21 protein-coding genes are annotated in these 17,339 nt (G+C 47.9%); 17 read left to right on the forward strand and 4 right to left on the reverse strand.

Features of this window, described 5'->3' with window-relative positions; all coding sequences use genetic code 11:
* Window positions 1-92 precede the first annotated feature (92 nt).
* The 11 genes from BM184_RS06295 (at window position 93) to BM184_RS06345 (ending at window position 7,858) form a co-directional block, all read left to right on the forward strand.
* Window positions 93-782: an alpha/beta hydrolase gene (locus tag BM184_RS06295; protein WP_177208567.1), complete on the forward strand. Its 690-nt coding sequence runs from the start codon at window positions 93-95 to the stop codon at window positions 780-782.
* A 91-nt stretch (window positions 783-873) separates the two neighbouring features.
* A complete protein-coding gene (locus tag BM184_RS06300; RefSeq protein ID WP_086943183.1) occupies window positions 874-1,155 on the forward strand; it encodes a hypothetical protein in 282 nt (93 codons plus the stop codon).
* 203 nt (window positions 1,156-1,358) lie between these two features.
* Window positions 1,359-1,862, forward strand: coding sequence for a DUF7000 family protein (locus tag BM184_RS06305; protein WP_086943182.1), 504 nt, complete (start codon window positions 1,359-1,361; stop codon window positions 1,860-1,862).
* 30 nt (window positions 1,863-1,892) lie between these two features.
* Window positions 1,893-2,321 carry a hypothetical protein gene (locus BM184_RS06310; RefSeq protein ID WP_086943181.1) on the forward strand — a complete coding sequence of 143 codons (429 nt, stop codon included), beginning with the start codon at window positions 1,893-1,895 and terminating at the stop codon, window positions 2,319-2,321.
* A 117-nt stretch (window positions 2,322-2,438) separates the two neighbouring features.
* Window positions 2,439-2,720, forward strand: a complete 282-nt coding sequence (locus BM184_RS06315; RefSeq protein WP_245830726.1) for a GyrI-like domain-containing protein — start codon at window positions 2,439-2,441, stop codon at window positions 2,718-2,720.
* A 159-nt stretch (window positions 2,721-2,879) separates the two neighbouring features.
* Window positions 2,880-3,704 (forward strand): oxidoreductase, encoded by an 825-nt coding sequence (locus tag BM184_RS06320; RefSeq protein WP_086943180.1) that lies wholly within the window; start codon window positions 2,880-2,882, stop codon window positions 3,702-3,704.
* A gap of 229 nt (window positions 3,705-3,933) precedes the next feature.
* Window positions 3,934-5,040 carry an NADH-dependent flavin oxidoreductase gene (locus tag BM184_RS06325; protein ID WP_086943179.1) on the forward strand — a complete coding sequence of 369 codons (1,107 nt, stop codon included), beginning with the start codon at window positions 3,934-3,936 and terminating at the stop codon, window positions 5,038-5,040.
* 201 nt (window positions 5,041-5,241) lie between these two features.
* Window positions 5,242-5,841 carry a hypothetical protein gene (locus BM184_RS06330; RefSeq protein ID WP_086943178.1) on the forward strand — a complete coding sequence of 200 codons (600 nt, stop codon included), beginning with the start codon at window positions 5,242-5,244 and terminating at the stop codon, window positions 5,839-5,841.
* A 36-nt stretch (window positions 5,842-5,877) separates the two neighbouring features.
* Complete coding sequence (locus BM184_RS06335) at window positions 5,878-6,603, forward strand: ZIP family metal transporter (protein ID WP_218150989.1); 726 nt, start codon at window positions 5,878-5,880, stop codon at window positions 6,601-6,603.
* 6 nt (window positions 6,604-6,609) lie between these two features.
* Window positions 6,610-7,299 (forward strand): class I SAM-dependent methyltransferase, encoded by a 690-nt coding sequence (locus BM184_RS06340; RefSeq protein WP_218150990.1) that lies wholly within the window; start codon window positions 6,610-6,612, stop codon window positions 7,297-7,299.
* 136 nt (window positions 7,300-7,435) lie between these two features.
* Window positions 7,436-7,858, forward strand: a complete 423-nt coding sequence (locus BM184_RS06345; protein WP_086943176.1) for an HIT family protein — start codon at window positions 7,436-7,438, stop codon at window positions 7,856-7,858.
* A 355-nt stretch (window positions 7,859-8,213) separates the two neighbouring features.
* On the opposite strand, the gene BM184_RS06350 is transcribed toward BM184_RS06345, so the two are convergent.
* Complete coding sequence (locus tag BM184_RS06350) at window positions 8,214-9,065, reverse strand: pentapeptide repeat-containing protein (protein ID WP_086943175.1); 852 nt, start codon at window positions 9,063-9,065, stop codon at window positions 8,214-8,216.
* A 247-nt stretch (window positions 9,066-9,312) separates the two neighbouring features.
* On the opposite strand from BM184_RS06350, the gene BM184_RS06355 reads away from it, so the two are divergent.
* The 6 genes from BM184_RS06355 (at window position 9,313) to BM184_RS06380 (ending at window position 13,990) form a co-directional block, all read left to right on the forward strand.
* Window positions 9,313-10,677 carry a deoxyribodipyrimidine photo-lyase gene (locus BM184_RS06355; RefSeq protein ID WP_086943174.1) on the forward strand — a complete coding sequence of 455 codons (1,365 nt, stop codon included), beginning with the start codon at window positions 9,313-9,315 and terminating at the stop codon, window positions 10,675-10,677.
* Between the two features lie 15 nt (window positions 10,678-10,692).
* Window positions 10,693-11,322, forward strand: coding sequence for a DUF2238 domain-containing protein (locus BM184_RS06360; RefSeq protein WP_086943173.1), 630 nt, complete (start codon window positions 10,693-10,695; stop codon window positions 11,320-11,322).
* 94 nt (window positions 11,323-11,416) lie between these two features.
* Window positions 11,417-12,208, forward strand: a complete 792-nt coding sequence (gene heR / locus BM184_RS06365) for a heliorhodopsin HeR (RefSeq protein WP_086943172.1) — start codon at window positions 11,417-11,419, stop codon at window positions 12,206-12,208.
* Between the two features lie 312 nt (window positions 12,209-12,520).
* On the forward strand, window positions 12,521-13,024 hold the full coding sequence (locus tag BM184_RS06370; protein WP_086943171.1) for a hypothetical protein: 504 nt from the start codon (window positions 12,521-12,523) through the stop codon (window positions 13,022-13,024).
* 29 nt (window positions 13,025-13,053) lie between these two features.
* On the forward strand, window positions 13,054-13,302 hold the full coding sequence (locus BM184_RS06375) for a helix-hairpin-helix domain-containing protein (protein WP_086943170.1): 249 nt from the start codon (window positions 13,054-13,056) through the stop codon (window positions 13,300-13,302).
* Window positions 13,303-13,471: 169 nt separating this feature from the next.
* Window positions 13,472-13,990, forward strand: a complete 519-nt coding sequence (locus BM184_RS06380; RefSeq protein WP_218150991.1) for a carboxymuconolactone decarboxylase family protein — start codon at window positions 13,472-13,474, stop codon at window positions 13,988-13,990.
* A 119-nt stretch (window positions 13,991-14,109) separates the two neighbouring features.
* Here the strand turns inward: BM184_RS06380 and nadC are convergent, their stop codons facing one another.
* Genes nadC through nadA form a run of 3 tightly spaced genes read right to left on the reverse strand, consistent with a single transcriptional unit; the run spans window position 14,110 to window position 17,132 of the window.
* The gene (gene nadC / locus BM184_RS06385) at window positions 14,110-14,946 is read right to left on the reverse strand and encodes a carboxylating nicotinate-nucleotide diphosphorylase (protein WP_086943168.1); all 837 of its coding nucleotides are present in this window, start codon (window positions 14,944-14,946) and stop codon (window positions 14,110-14,112) included.
* Window positions 14,936-16,216: an L-aspartate oxidase gene (locus BM184_RS06390; protein WP_086943167.1), complete on the reverse strand. Its 1,281-nt coding sequence runs from the start codon at window positions 16,214-16,216 to the stop codon at window positions 14,936-14,938. Before BM184_RS06390 ends, nadC begins: the two co-directional genes overlap by 11 nt.
* Window positions 16,203-17,132, reverse strand: coding sequence for a quinolinate synthase NadA (nadA, locus tag BM184_RS06395; RefSeq protein WP_086943166.1), 930 nt, complete (start codon window positions 17,130-17,132; stop codon window positions 16,203-16,205). Before nadA ends, BM184_RS06390 begins: the two co-directional genes overlap by 14 nt.
* Window positions 17,133-17,339: the final 207 nt, after the last annotated feature.

The raw sequence follows: 17,339 nt of genomic DNA on the forward strand, positions 1-17,339 counted from the left end.
TAGTGAAAAAGAAACTCAGCTGTAAGAATGGATATAGCCGGATCTACGGAGAAATATACATTCCTGATAACGGGGAAGGGCCATTTCCAACAGTGATTTATGCACATGGGCTCGGCGATAACACGCAACCTTTTGACATAGAATGTCTTGTGAAGCAGGGGGTGGCAGTCTACTGTTTTGATTTTTGCGGGGGAGCCTATGCAAGCAGAAGTGAGGGAGAATCCATCGAGATGTCCCCGCTGACCGAGGCTGATGATCTGAACGCAGTTATCGATACCTTAAGGAGACAGGATTTTGTGGATGGTGCGAATCTGTTTCTTTGCGGCATAAGCCAGGGCGGCTATGTCTCGACAGTGGTTGCTTCGCAAAGACCGGATGATATTCGAGACCTGATTCTATTGTGCCCGGCTTTTGTCATCCAACAGCAGTTCAAAGAGCAGTTCAAGCGAAAAGAGAATATCCCGGCAATCTTACTGCTCAATAATATGACGATCGGCCGCAGATTCGGCGAGGATGTTTGGGAAATGGATATTTATGAACAGATGAAGGAATACCAGCGAAATGTGCTGATTTTTCACGGGGATGCCGATAAACTTGTGCCGCTTGCTTTTTCAGAGCGTGCTGCAACTTGCTTTTCTTCCGCCGAATTGATCGTTCTGCGGGGAGCGGGACATATGCTTGCTTGGGGGGATGAAGATACCGTTGTTCCTATTACGATGCAATACATCAATAAACAAATCGTAAATCATGTTTTGGAACATGAAACAAGCAGGCACAGCTAGTTTTGATTCTATTTCTGGAGGAAAAGCCTGATGCAACAGGCAACAGTTTAGCGGATGTGGAACTTTTTTTGATGAACAGGAGGAACGTATCATGAAAATGCAGTTTTGGTCCAAAATAAAAGCCGGACAGTGGGCAGCAGGTTTGACTTTGGCCTTTATCGTGCTGATGGCCATAAAAATGACGGCACTTGGAGCTACAATCAGGCTGCCGCTACCGACCCCCGCGCTTGCGTTGATGGGAGTGATCGGCTTTATCATGGGGCTGATAGCCATCATCAAATACAAGGACAGAGCCTTGCTGACGTTGTTGTCCATTCCGGTAGGGATAATCATCATCGCATGGACAATCGCTGAGATTGCTTTCCCGCATTGATGAATTGTTATCCGAAAATCCTATCGAATAAAGGCGTCCTTAGTCAGGACGTCTTTTTATTTCCAGTTGCACTGCTTTACGAAGGGAAGATATACGGCAATCGCTAGTGGGCGGTATGGTATAATGATACCGAAAAATAGCGGTTACAAAAAAACATCTTCGGTCAATTTTCAGTCTGCTGAATCGAAATGAGGAGCAATATTATGGAACCAATAAATGAATGCATAATGGAATATACTGCTCAGTTAAGCAAAGGGCAGATTCAGAAAGCCTACAAAGGGATCATGACTTTTATGTCAGAACTCCGCTCCTATCTGGAAAGCAAGTACCCAGATTATACTGCTGGCAATTTATATTTTGGCTACATGGATATGACGTATTTTGCTTTTACGCCTGTTGGTTTAAAAAATAAGAAGCTGAAAATTGCCGTAGTTTATTTGCATGAAAAAGGCGTGTTCGAAGTCTGGTTGGCTGGGAATAACAGAAAAATTCAGGCTGAGTATATCGCGTTGATGAGCAGTGAAAATATTGGCATATATAAATTGTCACAGGTTATTCCGGGAGTGGATTCCATTATAGAATCAACTCTGGTTGAAGAACCGGATTTTGACCATCCAGAGGCACTCAAGAGGCAGATTGAAAAGAAGACGATGGCATTCGTAAAGGATATCATTTCTGTTCTGGATAAACCTCAAGGAGTATTGTAAGCGGGTATAAGGAAAGGAGCTGGATGACATATGAGCAAAAAGTCTGGAATTATTAAGGAAGGAATACTTGTTACGATAGCGAGCTTACTTATTTTGGCAGTTGCCTTTATGCTCTACTTTCTGATTTTCATGGTTTTTGAATCCTTTGCAAATCAGGATGGTTCCTATGGATTTGTGTCACCATTGCGCGTTGGATATGGGATTATTTGGCTTGGCCTGTGTTTGATTGTATACCGTACGACGGTATACGATTGGCTCAAAGCCGGCGTGCTGACTGCTTCACTTACCACTTTTATGGTTGGTATTGGTGTGCAATTGTACGAAAGTCCCATTGTAGTGGGGTTGGTCCTGTTTTTGGTTGCTGCAACAAGTGCATTTCTGCTTCATAGAACGAATCAGAAATGGTATCACTACTACGCTATTGCAATTTCCATCATTGCCGCATTATTTTATTTATAACCCACTCAGCTAAGGGAGGAAAGATGAAATGCCAAGTCCGTTAGACTTCAAAAAGGAATACAAGAATCTCTACCAACCCAAGGCGGTCCCTGTGATCGTCGACGTGCCGTTGAGGGATTGAAGAAAAAGAAACCGTCGCTTGACCTCACCAAGGCAAGGTTGGCGGAGTTCACCGAAGGGCTTTGCGTTCAGATGATGCACATGGGTCCTTATGATACGGAAGCGGTGACGGTCAAGGCTATCGACGATTTTGCTGCGGCCAATGGATACGTCAATGCCATTTCGGAAGTAAGTCCGGATGGCACAATCCGCAGGCACCATGAAATTTACTTGAACGATCCGCGCAGAGTCGCTCCGGAAAAGATGAAGACAGTCGTCCGCCATCCGATCAGGAAATAAAAATAGAAAACGTGGAGAAGTAATTTTCGGAAATAAAACGCTTCCCTTAGAGTGCACTCCAAGGTGTATACTTTTGTTTGTAATACGGGTGGCGCCATTTTGAGTCTCTAAAAAGGCGCAGTGATAAAAATAAACGGCTTTGGAGAGGAAGGAAACAATATGACAACATGGTTGATTACAGGCTGTTCCAGCGGCATCGGCAGAGGAATCGCAAAAGCAGTTTTAAAACATGGGGATAACGCAGTAGTGACTGCACGGAACATTTCCACGGTGACGGATATCGTCGAGAATTATCCCGACACTGCTATCGCGGTGCCTTTGGATATCACAAATAAAGAAAGTATCGCTGGCGCCGTGAAAGCGGCAGCGGATAATTTTGGTGGGGTGGACATTCTGGTGAACAATGCAGGATACGGCTACCGCTCGTCCGTCGAAGAAGGCGAGGAAGAAAGTGTGAATCTGTTGTTCAATACGAACTTCTTCGGCCCGATTGAATTGATCAAGCAAGTCTTACCTTACATGCGGGCGCAGAAAAACGGCGCCATCCTCAATGTTTCCTCGATCGCTGCTGCCCGCTCAGGTGTCGGCTCCGGCTATTATGCAGCATCCAAGGCCGCTTTGGAATTGATGACGGACGGACTGATGAAGGAAGTCGCACCGTTGGGGATCAAAGTGATGACCGTGGAACCTGGTGCTTTCCGGACCAAATTCTACGACACTTCCCTGAAAGGGACCCAGAAGCAGATCGAAGATTATGCCGACACTGCTTGGAAAACCAGAAAAGAGAACATCGTCGACAACCAGGACCAGCCCGGTGATCCTGACAAAGCGGGCGAAGTCATTTACGAAACCATGCAGAAAGAAACCCTTCCGAAACGGTTGTTGCTTGGTTCGGATGCGGTGAAAATCGTGTCTGCTGAGATGAAGGAAAGATTGCAGGAAATCGAGGACTGGAGCGCCATCAGTACGCAAACGGATTACTGATCGGATTATTGGGAATATAAAAAAATAAATGATGCAAGACAGCGGAGGCGGGCATGATTGCCTCCGCTGTCTTTTTGCGTGACGGATCAGTGTAAAACTTGCCAAAAGCGAGTGCTTGTAATAAAATATATGCATGCGCATGCAATTTGAGGCGGCCGAGCATTTTGTTAGGGAATTTCCGGCAAGCTCGGTAGAATAAAACTAAGCGATCCAAGGGGAGAGAAAAAATATGTCAACAATGAACAGTAAACTGACTTTCAAACGCGGCCTGGAACTGAAGAACCGCATCATGATGGCACCGATGACGACGAAAATGAGTTTTTATGACGGGGTTGTGACATCCGACGAAATCAATTACTATGCGCTTCGTTCCGGTGAAATAGGCGCGGTCATCACAGGCGCTGCAAATGTTCAGAATGACGGCAAAGGCTGGGAAGGCGAATTGAGCGTTGCATCCGATGTGTTCATTCCTGGTTTGAGCAAACTAGCTGCAGCCATCAAAAAGAACGGCACCAAAGCCATCCTGCAGATTTTCCACGGCGGACGCATGACGGATTCAAGCGTATTGAGAGGCGTTCAGCCAGTAGCGCCAAGTGCGATTGCTGCTGAAAGACCGAATGCCGAAACGCCGAGAGCATTGGCCGGTGACGAAGTTCTGGACTTGATCGAAAACTTCAAAGCCGCGACCCGTCGCGCGATCGAAGCCGGTTTTGATGGTGTGGAACTGCATGGTGCCAATACTTATCTGTTGCAACAATTCTTCTCGCCGCACTCCAACCGGAGGGACGACGAATGGGGTGGCACGCTGGAAAAACGGTTCAGTTTCATCGACAAGTTGGTTGATGAAGTGACAGCAACCGTTGATGAATCGGGTGCTGAGAACTTTATCGTTGGCTACCGCTTTTCCCCTGAAGAATATGAAAATCCTGGCATCCGCTTTACAGATACACTGTTCCTTGTGGACCAATTGGCCGACAAAGGTTTGGATTATCTGCATATTTCCTTGAGAGACCGTCAACTCGTTTCCGTTTCTGAGAATCATAAAGAGAAAAGCATGCTGGCGTACATCCATGAGCAAATTAACGGACGCGTGCCGTTGGTCGGCGTCGGCGATGTCCTCACGAGCGAAGATGCGGAGCAAGTATTGGAAAATTCGGAGCTGGTTGCCGTTGGACGTGCTTTGCTGATCGATCCGCATTGGGGCGCGAAAGCCCTCGATAAAAAGGATGATCTGATCCGCCAAGAAATATCCAACTACGACCGCGAAGAACTGTTCCTCGCGAACGGCGTCTGGGGCTTCATGGAATTCATGATGCCGGACCGCTTAGGTAAATAAACAATTTAGATAAGACCATACAGACCTTCTGGAATGGAAGTTCTGTGTGGTCTTTTTGCATTGTATCAGGGTGAAGCCTTACGCGATTCAGGTGCTCGTGATATGTTATAATGAAGTCGAAAAAGAGCGGTTACAAAATAGGCTTTATAGTCGATTGTCTTCCTTTGTCATCAGTTTTTTTAGTCCAAGGAGGGACTTCAGATGATCAAAAATAACAAACGCCGATGCACGTTTTTCTTCATCATGTCCGTGTTGTTGTTTATCTTTTCGGGATGCGGTTCATCGAGCGAGGAAGCTGCCTCATCTTCGGATCCGGAAGCGATCAGGGAGAGCCAAATCAGCGAACTGGAAAACAGCGATCTGATCGGGAATGTGGATGCGTATGCGGCTATCCAAGGCGTGCTAGCGGAATCAGCAGCTCCGACACCAGCCAAAGTGTTCATCATTGAAAACGATGAATCTGTTGAGGAAGGGGCCGGAGAAAAGTACGTGTATTCGCCGCACTATTTCGATTTACCGGAAGAATTGCAGGCCAAGTCGGATGCCGAGATGAACGTGCTGGTGAAGCTGCGCAGCTATTACATGGAAACGGGAACCTACTCCAATGAAGGGATTGCTTATACGCGCTATGTCCAAATAACCATCCTGGACAGGGCTGCCGGCACCATCATCCATGAGGAAACAATGATCGGATCGGCTCCTTTCAGCATCAGTGAAGATCAATCCGCGGGGTATGGTTATGTCCCTGAATACCAAGTGCTGGAGAAAATTCTGGCGTATTTTGGCTATTCGGAAGAATGATTCTTTTATGGAATGGATGAATCAGGGAGTGAAGTTATGTTTACAGACAGTACATTCTATTTCGTTGCATTATTTGCTCTGAGCGCAATGGTCGTGAACAGCATCGGGATTTGGGTCATCTATAAAAATAAACAATGGGTAGACAGGAATATCGAATATTTTATGTGCTTTGCGGCTGGTGTCCTGGTTGCTTCACCGCTGATCATCGCCTTTCCGGAGGCGCTCGAAAAGAATAAAGATGCCGATCTGGCTGCTTTGACAGGGTTTATCTTCATGTTCTTCAGCAATAAATACATCAAACACAGAACGCAACAGACAGCTCTGGCTTTCGGGATTGTCGCCCTCGAAGGCATCGGCATCCACTCCTTTGTCGATGGTATCATCTATGCCGTTGCCTTCAGCATCAGCACCGCTACTGGCGTGATGGCGGGGATCGGTCTGATTGGGCACGAGTTTGCGGAGGGTGCGATCACTTTCTCGGCGTTGATGAAAGCCGGGGTTAACGGGAAAAAGGCTATCCTCTATGCGTTTCTGGTTGCCGCTTTGACGACGCCACTTGGAGCTTTCATCGCTTACCAATTTGTGACCGGCCTGAATGACGCCGTACTCGGACTTGCCCTTGGTTTTGCGGTCGGGGTATTGATCTATGTTTCGGCCGCGCACCTGTTGCCGGAAGCTGAAGAGCACGACAAGGAGCACTCGTACTTGGCTTTTCTGTGCGGTGTCGCTTTAGCACTGTTCATTATGTTCAGCGAGAGATAGTCTGAAATGAAGGGAGCAGGAATGATGGCAGTCTTCAACAATATCGCAAACCAGTACGACGAATGGTATAGTCAAAAGAAAGGTGCATTCGTTGATAGAGTCGAGACCGATTTGGCATTCGGCCTGCTCAAGCTGGAGTCGGGAATGAAAGTGCTGGATGTGGGCTGCGGCACTGGAATTTTCAGCATGAAATTGGCCGAAAAAGGCTGCATTGTCACAGGAATCGATGTTTCGGAAGGAATGCTGAAAGTCGCCCGTGAAAAAGCCGCCGAAAAGAAACTGCCCATTTTCTATCATCAGATGGATGCGACCGATTTGGCATTCGAAGATGGCGCATTTGATGCCGTCCTCACGATGGCTGCCGTCGAATTCATCGAAGACACAGCTCGAGCAGTGGAAGAAATGTTCCGGGTCGTCAAGAACAGCGGACAGCTCCTGATAGGAACCATCAATGCGGACAGCGATTGGGGCGATTACTACCAAACCAAAAAAATGCAGGGAAATTCGATCTATCGCTACGCCATTTTCAAAACCATCGACGATTTGAAGGCGTGGAATCCGGAGAAATTAGTCGGAACAGGGGCGTGCCTTTTTATCTCGCCGTTTGCGGAGGAGGAAGAGTTTACCCTTGAGAGGGAAAAGGAACTTTCCGAAACAAGACGGGGTGGATACATATGTGCGCTATGGAGAAAATGACTAAATACAAGCTTTCGCCTCATACAGCGTAATTGTGTTCACAATTTGTCCGCAATACTGTTGGATTCCGGACAAAATGTAGGCGCTTAAAAGTGCTATAATGGACCGGAAGTATATTTCTAGGAGGTCTGTGTTTATGAAAGATGAAAATTGCGCTTATTGCATGGAAGGCGAAATGGTGTTGGCTTTCGGATATCCTTGCTGCGAATTGCCTTACAGTAAAGTCTATGTTTTTAAAGAACAAAGCCACAAAGGCCGTGTGATTGTTGCATACAAAGACCACGTGAGCGAATTGGTGAACATCACGGATGAGGAGCGTAACGGCTACTTCGCGGATATCGCTACAGTTGCGAACGCGTTGCACAAAGCCTTCAGCCCTGAAAAAGTGAACTATGGTGCTTACGGCGATACCGGCAAACACCTGCATTTCCACTTGGTGCCAAAATACAAAGACGACGCCTTCGAATGGGGCTCGACTTTCGACATGAACCCAGGCCGCGTGACCCTGACGGACGATACGTACGAAGCATTGGCTGAACAAATCCGTACAAACATGTAGAGAGCGTGATGATTCGCGGGAGGGGATGAGCACTAAGAGGATATTACGAGAACAGCCGCTTTTTGGCTGTGACGTAATGTCAGCTTAGGCGGAATCCCCTGCGAATCAGAACGCGTTTAAGTAGAGAGCGTGATGATTTGCGTTTAGACACCCGTACGTTGGAGTAATCGGCTGCCGTTCACCTCTTTTGTGGACGACAGCCGATTGCGAAACGGCAGTGGTGTCTGCAAATCAGAACGCGTTTAGAGAGCGTGATGAATCCGAACTAAAAAAGCTGGCTCCAGGCGGAGTCAGCTTTTTGCTTTACCCAAAAGAAAAGAGTCCCAATCACTTCAACAAACAAATTATCAACAAATCAAGCAGTCCAATGAGAGGGCCTTTGGATGTAAAAGGGCAGCAATGTCTTTTCATCGCCTTTAGCCGAATTGATTTGCATTTGAGTCAAAAACATACTCGTGGATAAGTTCGCTCCCCTTAAATCAGCATCACGCAAATCAGCACCGATAAAATCAACCGCTCTTAGATCCGCATTCCTCATATCGGCAGCAATCAAATAGGCTCCCCTCAAATTGACTGCCTGCAGATTTTGCCCGCTTAATTTTTTCCCAATCCAGTCGGCTCTCTCATGATTGTAATCCTTAGCTTTTTTTATGCTGGAAATTTTTTGGATTAGTTTTCCACGTATATAGTTGCTGGTTTCCGAAAGCAGTTCATTTAACGGGAACCTGTACATCACTATATCTAAAGACAGCAGTTGATCAGCATCGCGTTTTGTCAAACTCTGCAACTCATTGAGCTGCATGTTCAATTTCTCGGACAAAGCCGGGGGCAATTCATAAGACAAGGCTTCCGCCGCGTACGCAATCATTTCATGGATTTGTTCCATAATCGGAAACACTTGGAACATTTTAGTTCCAATTTCTGGATCATCCCGCCAACTTAGACCTTTAAACGTAACTTGGGAAACAACTTGTCCGGCACCTAAACAGTCAAACACTGTACAGCCCTTAAAACCTTTCTCTCGTAAGTTAGCATGAATTTTACAACCATAATCGGATTGTAGATTGGCACAAGGACTGCCTGCCGGTTTGTTGATAGGAAAATCGCTCGACGCTATAATGTTGAGCGCTGTACAACAAAGCCCAAAGCACTGCGAACAATCCGCAGTTAAACTTTCTCTGATATTTTTGGCTGTTTCGTTATCCATGTTTACAACCATTCCTTTCGCGTTGATCAAAGTAAAAAAAGGGGAAATTGATTTTCAGGCTAATAGCCCATTTGTATTTTTGAACTGAAGAGAAATTCTAGGTTCCATTATACATGAATTTCAAGCCATCTGTCGGTGCAAATAGCGACAATCATGGATGCTTCCTGATTCACAAAAATAGTCGGATGGGGTGCGATGTTCTATAATAAGTATGACAACAAACGCACAGAAATACGGGGGAAAACGGATGATACTGGAAGAAAGAATCAAACAATTGAACGATAAAAATATAGTGGTGGAGCAACCGTATGTCGTCTACTGGATGCAGAGTTCGCAGCGGGAGGAGTACAACCATGCTTTGGAATACGCGATCCGTCAGGCCAACCGACTCGAGAAGCCGCTGGTCGTCTACTTCGGCATCACGGACGGTTTTCCGGAAGCCAATGAGCGCCACTATGCGTTCATGCTGGAAGGGCTGAAGGAAACGAAGGCCGCATTGGAGCAACGCGGCATCCAACTGCTGATCCGGAAAATATCGCCGGAACAAGGCGCTTTGGAGATTTCCGGATTGGCAGCCCTGTTGGTGGTCGACCGAGGATATCTGAGGATCGAGCGGCAATGGCGCGCTACCTTGGCAAATGGTGCTGAATGTGCCGTCGTTCAGGTCGAAAGCAACGTCGTCGTCCCGGTCGAACTGGCTTCTCCCAAAGAGGAGTATTCCGCTGCGACACTGCGCTCAAAATTGAAAAAAATCCTGCCGCTTTGTTTGGCGCCATTGGAGGAGACAGTCAGCCAGCACCCATCACTCGCATTAGAGCTTCCGTTCGAGGCGTATGACGTTTCGGATACCGAAAAGGCCTTGTCCAGGTTGATTATCGACCGAAGTGTCCCGCGCGTATCGGACTATATCGGCGGAACAAGTGAAGCCAAGCGCTGGCTAGGAGATTTCATCGAGAATAAACTGGCTGGGTACAGTGAACGCAAGAATCGCCCTGGAGAATCCTTCTCCTCAAACTTGAGTCCCTACCTCCATTTTGGCCAGATTTCCCCGCTCTATGTTTACCGCAGCCTGATGGGGATGGACAGTGAAAGTCAGCAAAGTTTCCTCGAGGAACTTGTCGTCAGAAGGGAGTTGGCCATCAATTTCGTTTACTACAATGAACAGTACGATTCCTTTGCAGCCGTGCCGGATTGGGCCAAGAAGACGCTGGCCAAACACTTGGCGGATGAACGGGAATATCTGTATTCTGTGGAGGAATTGGAAGCGGCCAAGACCCACGACGACTATTGGAATACAGCACAAATGGAGATGAACCTGACCGGTAAAATGCATGGGTATATGCGGATGTATTGGGCCAAGAAAATCCTTGAGTGGAGCAGCACACCTGAAGAAGCCTATCGCAAAGCCATTTATCTGAACAACAAGTATCTGTTGGATGGCCGCGATCCGAACGGTTTCGCCGGAGTGAGCTGGTGTTTCGGCAAACACGACCGGCCTTGGGGGGAACGGGCCATCTTCGGGAATGTCCGTTTCATGAACGACAAAGGCCTGAAGCGCAAGTTCGACATGCAGCTGTATATGGATCAGGTTGCGGAACGGTCACTTAAATAAAAGGGGGTGGAACGGATGGCGGGAAATGGCAAAAAGGCGGAACCCTTGCACATAATCCTTTTGGTGCTTTTCGTTGTAGCGTACATTATTTCGGCTATTCGTCCATTGGATCGGCTGGCTTGGATGGGTCAGATGACGCCTGCGCTCCTGCTCGTTTTCTTGTTGGTTGTGACTTATCGGAAGTTCCGGTTCAGCACCTTCGTCTATGTGATGGCTTTTCTGCATGCTTTGTTGTTGGTGTACGGCGCGCACTTTACCTATTCCCAGAATCCTTTGTTCAATCAATGGAAAGAACAGTTCGATTGGGAACGCAACTACTTCGATCGGGTGGGCCACTTCGCCCAAGGCTTCGTGCCGGCTTTTATGGCCAAGGAATTCCTGCTGCGGGGCGGTTACGTCAAGAAAGGAAAAATGCTGTTGCTTATCGTCATTCTGTCCTGTCTCGGGTTCAGTGCAGCCTATGAACTGAGCGAATTTGCGATCGTCAATATTATGGATGTACCCGCCGATGCCGTCATGGGGACGCAGGGTGACGCCTTCGACAGCCTTTGGGATATGATTTGGGCATTGATCGGCGCGAGCCTGGCCGTGTTTGTGTTCGGCCCGTTTCACGACAGCCAAATGGAAAAGATGGGGGATGGTTAAAGGCATTCTGATTGAAGAACAGTTTGATTCAATGAATGAAAATGGTTAGTTGTCATTATTTTACAGTTATTTATAGAAAGGAAGGTACATCATCATGAAAGAGATCACCACAGAAAAACTACGACGCTTCAATTTGATCATGGGCGGACTCCATCTGGTCCAAGGCATTGCAATGCTCTTTTTGGCAACGAACGTCATCCAGAAAATCGGCGAGTTCAGTCCTGAAATCAGCCAATTCTATCTGGCTTTCAATCCAGAAACGCGCTCGCTGGAAACGGCCTCGCGTGTCCTTTTTGAATTACCATTCGGAGTTCTGGTTGCTTCGTTCTTGTTCATTTCCGCTATCGCGCATGCCTTGATTTCCATTCCGAAAAATCTGAATGCGATCTACAATGCCGATTTGGAAAAGGGCATCAACAAATTCCGTTGGTTCGAATATGCACTCAGTTCGTCAATCATGATTGTTTTGATCTCCACTTTGTTTGGCATCTACGATATCGCTTCGCTCATTCTGATCTTCATTGTGAATGCCACCATGAATCTCTTTGGGCTCGTGATGGAACAGCTGAATGCGGGCCATTCAAAAGATAACATCCAATGGGGACCATTCATCTGGGGCTCGGTTGCCGGAATTGCACCATGGATCGCCATCTTGCTCTACATGTTCGGGACCGGCAATTTCGGTGAAGTGCCTTGGTTTGTCTGGGCAATCGTCGGCACTTATTTCGTTGCTTTCAACACTTTCCCGATCAACATGATTTTGCAGTACAAGAAAATTGGTAAATGGGCGGACTACCTCTACGGGGAGCGGGTCTATATTGTGCTGAGCTTGGTTGCGAAATCGATCCTTGCCTGGCTCGTGCTTTTCGGGGCGATGCAGCCATAATTCAGGGAGGCTTTAGGCGCTGTCGTTTACAAAAAAAATACAGGATTTTTCGATGCAATTTACAATGATGGTGTATATTGAATGTGTGGAGGAAATGTAACTTGTTTCTGCTTTTGCTTATATTTGAATGACATGCTTCAGCCGGACAGGTTGGGCGTCCACCAGAAAGCTTCTGATGGATGCCCAACCTGTCCGTTTTTCTGCGGCTTTCACCCAAAAGCCATCATTGGCAATCTCCTGCGACAAGGACTACAATGGTGCTGAGGAATAACGCAGCCGGATTCAAAATGTCAGAAAGGAAAGGGAAGCGCAATGGATATGTATCAAGCCCTCGTGGATGGAGTTATCTGGTCGTTACTTTGGGCTGCTGTCATCTTATTGACGATCTGGAAGGCACCTCAGCAACTAGTGCATGACTATCCCAAAGAAATCCAAGAACTCGTGATCCTGCCTCCCGTAAACAAGAAGGTATACAGATGGATCATCGTTCCGGCACTCGTCATTTTGATCGGTTATCTGTTTATCAGTGTCATCGCAACGTACGGTGCTGCCGAAGTTGCGTTCTGGGTACCAATGCTGCATATTTTCGTCATGTGCATCGTCTGGAATAGTGTCGATCTGCTTGTCATGGATTGGCTGATTTTTTGTACAATCCAGCCGAAATTTATGATTCTGCCGGGCACCGAGGGGCATCCAGCCTATAAGGACTACTACTTCCATTTCCGGGGTTTTCTGATCGGATGTGCCTATTCGGTGATCGGCGGAGTTGTCTGTGGTGGCATCGGCTACGCGCTCCTGAAACTATTTTTTTGGTAAATCCGGAATTGAATGGAGGGAGAAATCAGATGAAAGAACTGCAGCAAATTCCCGGCATCGGGCCAAAGATGGCGGCTACGTTGAGACAGTTGGGCATAAATAAAATCGCTGATCTGCGGGACAAGAATCCTCAGGAACTATATGAGCGTCTGAACCGGATAACCGGGCAGCGTCAAGATCCCTGCGTTTTGTATACTTTCCGCTGCGCAGTCTATTATGCGACCGAACCGAATCCGGATCCCGAAAAGCTGAAGTGGTGGAACTGGAAAAACGGCTAAGCCAGCCAAATTGTCTTCTTTACTATACATACCTATAGGGGTATAATGGTTTTTAACAAAACTGGCGAAGACTTGCAGAGTAAAGGAGAAAACAATGGCGCAGGAATTCTACAAGAAAATATACTCGGTGCGGGAATTTTATACGATTTTGTATGAAGGAGTCCGCACAATGAAATACATGATCAAGGCCAAAAAGAAAAAAGAATTAAGTCCGGAATTCATCGAAAGGATCATGTTGGGGGTGACGGAAGTCAACGGCTGCGAAGTTTGCTCCTATGCCCACACGAAAATGGCTCTCGAGCAAGGGATGGCTGCGGAAGAAATCAAGCAATTGTTGGCCGGATCCGCTGACGAAATCCCTGTTGAGGAAATGCCGGCGTACCTTTTTGCCCAGCATTATGCTGACCGGAGAGGATATCCGACCGAGGAATCCTGGGATCGGATTGTTTCGCTTTATGGGGAAGACAAGGCGAAAGGGATTTTGGGTGCCACTAGAGCCATTATGGTCGGCAACGCGCATGGGATCGCATTCAGCGCTTTCTTGAGCCGCTTGAAGGGCAAAGCTGTCAAAAAGAGCAGTCTGTTGTATGAAATCACAATGATGCTGAGCATCATCGTCTATCTACCGCTGACTTTGCTACATGCTCTGATCGACGGCATGTTCAAAAAACCGATCATCAGTTTCTGAGGATGAACCAGAACTAAAAATCAATTTGTTTGTGGATAACGAAAAAGAATAAGCTGTGGAAAACCATTGTTAATGGCTTTTCCACAGCTTATCTGCGTTTTATTGGGAATAACTTTCCGTCAGATCCGTTCCAGGTTCTTCAGAGACAGATCAAGAATCGCCGAAGAGTGGGTCAGGGCGCCTGAAGACAGGTAATCCACGCCGGTTTCCCGCAAGGCAGCGATGTTTTCAGCGGTGAGGTTGCCGGAGCATTCCACTAGGGCGCGCCCGTCAATCAAACGGACGGCTTCCTTCATAACCGCCGGGGTCATATTGTCCAGCATGATGATGTCGGCTCTCGCCTCGAGCGCCTCTTTTACCATATCCAAGTTTTCCACTTCGACTTCGATCTTATGCACAAAGGCGGCATATTCCCGCGCTGCAGCGACAGCCTGCTTGATGCCGCCCGCCGCAGCGATGTGGTTGTCCTTCAGCATGATGCCGTCGGACAGGCTGAAACGGTGATTATGTCCGCCGCCAACTTTCACGGCATACTTTTCGAAAATCCGGTTGTTCGGTGTCGTCTTGCGGGTGTCGAGCAGTGTGATGCCGCTTCCTTCAAGCAAGCCGACGATTTTCCGGGTATGCGTGGCGATGCCGCTCATGCGCTGGAGATAATTCAGGGCGGTGCGTTCGCCGGTCAGGATGATCCGGATGTCGCCGATCACTTCAGCCAAAAGTTCTCCCGATTGGACAGCATCTCCATCCTGGCAATGGAAAATCACTTCGGTCGTGTCGTCGAGGAGGGCGAAGGTCCTGGCGAAGACTTCAAGTCCCGCGATGATGCCGTCCTGTTTGCACAGCAGCTCGGCCCGGCCTTTTGTGCATCTGATGATGATGGCGTTGGTCGAGAGATCCTCGGTTGGGATATCTTCTTCGAGTGCCGCCAAAATCAGACGATCCATATTACTTTGCATGAGCTTTCTCCTCGATTCCGATTAATTCTAATAGATTTCTTGTAGCTTCATTCAAGCCATCCGCAATGGAACTGGCATCAGGTTCGGGGAACGGGAACGTCCGCTCATTCCGGAATTCCGCTTCGATTGCTTGGGCAGCACGTTTGCTGAACACCAAGCTTTCCAACAGCGAATTGCTCGCCAAACGGTTCTTCCCGTGCACGCCGTTGCAGCTCGTTTCCCCTGCGGCATACAAGTTAGCCAGCGAAGTTTTGCTTTGCAGATCCACTTCGATGCCGCCCATGAAGTAATGTTGGGCGGGCACGACCGGTATATAATCTTCAGTCAAATCATAACCTTCCTGCAGGCAGTGGGCGTGGATGCCCGGGAACCTTTCGGCGATCGATCCCTCTACGTGGCCTTTCAGAAGCATCCGGACATAAGGCAAGCGGTCCTTTTCCATTTGGGTGTAGATCGCTTTCGTCAACAAGTCGCGCGGCAACAGTTCATCAGCGAAACGCTGGCCGTCTTTGCCGACGAGGATGGCGCCTTCCCCACGCAACGATTCCGACATCAGGAAAGCTCTGCCCGGACGTCCGGTATACAACGAGGTAGGATGGATCTGGACATAATTCATATCTTTGACGCGGATGCCGTGCTTCAGAGCAACAGCGATGGCGTCGCCGGTCAAGTGCGCGAAGTTGGTCGATTTGCTGAACAGACCACCGATTCCGCCGGTGGCAAGCAGGGTGGCCTGCGCATAAACGTTGGACAACTTTCCGGACTGATCGCGGAGCACCGCGCCGTGGCAACGGTCGCCCGCAACCAAAAGATCGACAAGCGTGCTGTTTTCCAGAATGCTGACATTCTTCCGCTCTTTGATCCTAGAGATCAGTTTACTGTTGATTTCTTTGCCTGTCATATCTTTGCAGTGCAGGATCCGGGCTCGGGAGTGGGCGCCTTCTTTGGTGTAGGAAAAGCCGTCTCCCTTTTTGTCGAATGCGACGCCCAAACCGATCAGGTCGTCAATGACTTCTTGTGATTGATTGATCATGATTGCGACTGCCGCTTCGTTGTTTTCGTAATGGCCGGCACGCAAAGTGTCCTCCATGAAAGGCTCGAAATCCGTTTCGTCGCGCTGAACGCAGATGCCGCCCTGGGCAAGGAAGGAGTCGTTATCTTCCAAAGTACCCTTTGTGACGATCAGAATTTTTTTGTCTTTGCTGATGTTGAGGGCTGCGAAGAGTCCGGCGACACCTGTTCCGATGATAAGGACATCATAGTTGTGCATGGGTCTTCACCTCGGCCAATACCAGCATCCGCTCCAGCGGCTGCAGTCCTTTAATGCGCAATGATTCATCCATTTCCACAGCAGGTTCGAAAGTTTCAAGAGCATAGATGATTTTCTCCACGGTGTTCAGCTTCATGTCAGGACAGACCTGACCGACGGAAGGAGCGTGGAACCTTTTGTCCGGCGACTGTTTTTCCATTTCATGGATGACACCGATTTCTGTGCAGATGATGAAATCCTGGGAGGGGCTCTTTTCGGTATAGGCGACGAGGTCCGACGTGCTGCCAACAAAGTCCGCCAAATCAAGGATCTCTTCCTTGCATTCCGGATGCGCCAGAATTTCGGCTTGCGGAAGGTCGCGTTTCATCTTCAGAACATCGACAACGCGGATGCTGGTATGGATCGGGCAGTAGCCGTCATTGAAGAGGAACGTTTTCTCGGGAAGCTGATGGGAAATGTATCTGCCCAGGTGCTCATCGGGAATGAAATAGATATGACGATTGGGAAGGGCGGCGATGACGTTTTTCGCATTCGACGAGGTGACGCAGACATCGGCATGGGCCTTGATTTCAGCTGTGGAGTTGATGTAACAGACGACAGCCACATCTTCGTAAGTCTCGCGGATTTTTTTGATATCGCGGATCTTGACCATGTGGGCCATCGGACAATCCGCCTTCAGATCGGGCATCAGGACGACTTTATCCGGATTCAGCATCTTCGCGCTTTCGCCCATGAAGGCGACGCCGCAGAAAACAATCACTTTTTCCGTGACCTGTGCTGCAATTTTGCTCAAATAGTACGAATCCCCGATAAAATCTGCGATATCTTGAACGTCTCCAGGAACGTAGTAGTGTGCGAGAATGACGGCATCTTTTTCTGCTTTCAGCTGCAATATTCTTTCCGTAAGTTCATCCATTTTTGCGACCCCTTTTTATGATAGTTTAATGAAAATGACTATATCACGTAACTTTACAGGTGTCAAGACACCTTGTGGGGAAAAGAACTTATACCGTCCATTTAGTCATTCCATTTCAAAGTTGGAAGAAATCATCAAATAACACTGCAAAATTTCGCATTCAAAGGCTGTCTCAATATTTGCATAGGCAGGCTGTTTTGAGTACTA

The sequence above is a fragment of the Trichococcus pasteurii genome, from assembly GCF_900112935.1.
GTDB classification, from domain to species: domain Bacteria; phylum Bacillota; class Bacilli; order Lactobacillales; family Aerococcaceae; genus Trichococcus; species Trichococcus pasteurii.

Excerpts from the sequence above, each read along its gene's own strand:
- BM184_RS06340 (WP_218150990.1), top strand. The coding sequence starts at position 6,610 with ATGAAGGGAGCAGGAATGATGGCAGTCTTCAACAATATCGCAAACCAG.
- heR (WP_086943172.1), top strand. The coding sequence starts at position 11,417 with ATGAAAGAGATCACCACAGAAAAACTACGACGCTTCAATTTGATCATG.
- BM184_RS06330 (WP_086943178.1), top strand. The coding sequence starts at position 5,242 with ATGATCAAAAATAACAAACGCCGATGCACGTTTTTCTTCATCATGTCC.
- BM184_RS06390 (WP_086943167.1), bottom strand. The coding sequence starts at position 16,216 with ATGCACAACTATGATGTCCTTATCATCGGAACAGGTGTCGCCGGACTC.
- BM184_RS06350 (WP_086943175.1), bottom strand. The coding sequence starts at position 9,065 with ATGGATAACGAAACAGCCAAAAATATCAGAGAAAGTTTAACTGCGGAT.
- BM184_RS06300 (WP_086943183.1), top strand. The coding sequence starts at position 874 with ATGAAAATGCAGTTTTGGTCCAAAATAAAAGCCGGACAGTGGGCAGCA.
- BM184_RS06320 (WP_086943180.1), top strand. The coding sequence starts at position 2,880 with ATGACAACATGGTTGATTACAGGCTGTTCCAGCGGCATCGGCAGAGGA.
- BM184_RS06380 (WP_218150991.1), top strand. The coding sequence starts at position 13,472 with ATGAAATACATGATCAAGGCCAAAAAGAAAAAAGAATTAAGTCCGGAA.
- BM184_RS06305 (WP_086943182.1), top strand. The coding sequence starts at position 1,359 with ATGGAACCAATAAATGAATGCATAATGGAATATACTGCTCAGTTAAGC.
- BM184_RS06375 (WP_086943170.1), top strand. The coding sequence starts at position 13,054 with ATGAAAGAACTGCAGCAAATTCCCGGCATCGGGCCAAAGATGGCGGCT.
- BM184_RS06360 (WP_086943173.1), top strand. The coding sequence starts at position 10,693 with ATGGCGGGAAATGGCAAAAAGGCGGAACCCTTGCACATAATCCTTTTG.
- nadC (WP_086943168.1), bottom strand. The coding sequence starts at position 14,946 with ATGCAAAGTAATATGGATCGTCTGATTTTGGCGGCACTCGAAGAAGAT.
- nadA (WP_086943166.1), bottom strand. The coding sequence starts at position 17,132 with ATGGATGAACTTACGGAAAGAATATTGCAGCTGAAAGCAGAAAAAGAT.
- BM184_RS06345 (WP_086943176.1), top strand. The coding sequence starts at position 7,436 with ATGAAAGATGAAAATTGCGCTTATTGCATGGAAGGCGAAATGGTGTTG.
- BM184_RS06310 (WP_086943181.1), top strand. The coding sequence starts at position 1,893 with ATGAGCAAAAAGTCTGGAATTATTAAGGAAGGAATACTTGTTACGATA.
- BM184_RS06370 (WP_086943171.1), top strand. The coding sequence starts at position 12,521 with ATGGATATGTATCAAGCCCTCGTGGATGGAGTTATCTGGTCGTTACTT.
- BM184_RS06335 (WP_218150989.1), top strand. The coding sequence starts at position 5,878 with ATGTTTACAGACAGTACATTCTATTTCGTTGCATTATTTGCTCTGAGC.
- BM184_RS06325 (WP_086943179.1), top strand. The coding sequence starts at position 3,934 with ATGTCAACAATGAACAGTAAACTGACTTTCAAACGCGGCCTGGAACTG.
- BM184_RS06355 (WP_086943174.1), top strand. The coding sequence starts at position 9,313 with ATGATACTGGAAGAAAGAATCAAACAATTGAACGATAAAAATATAGTG.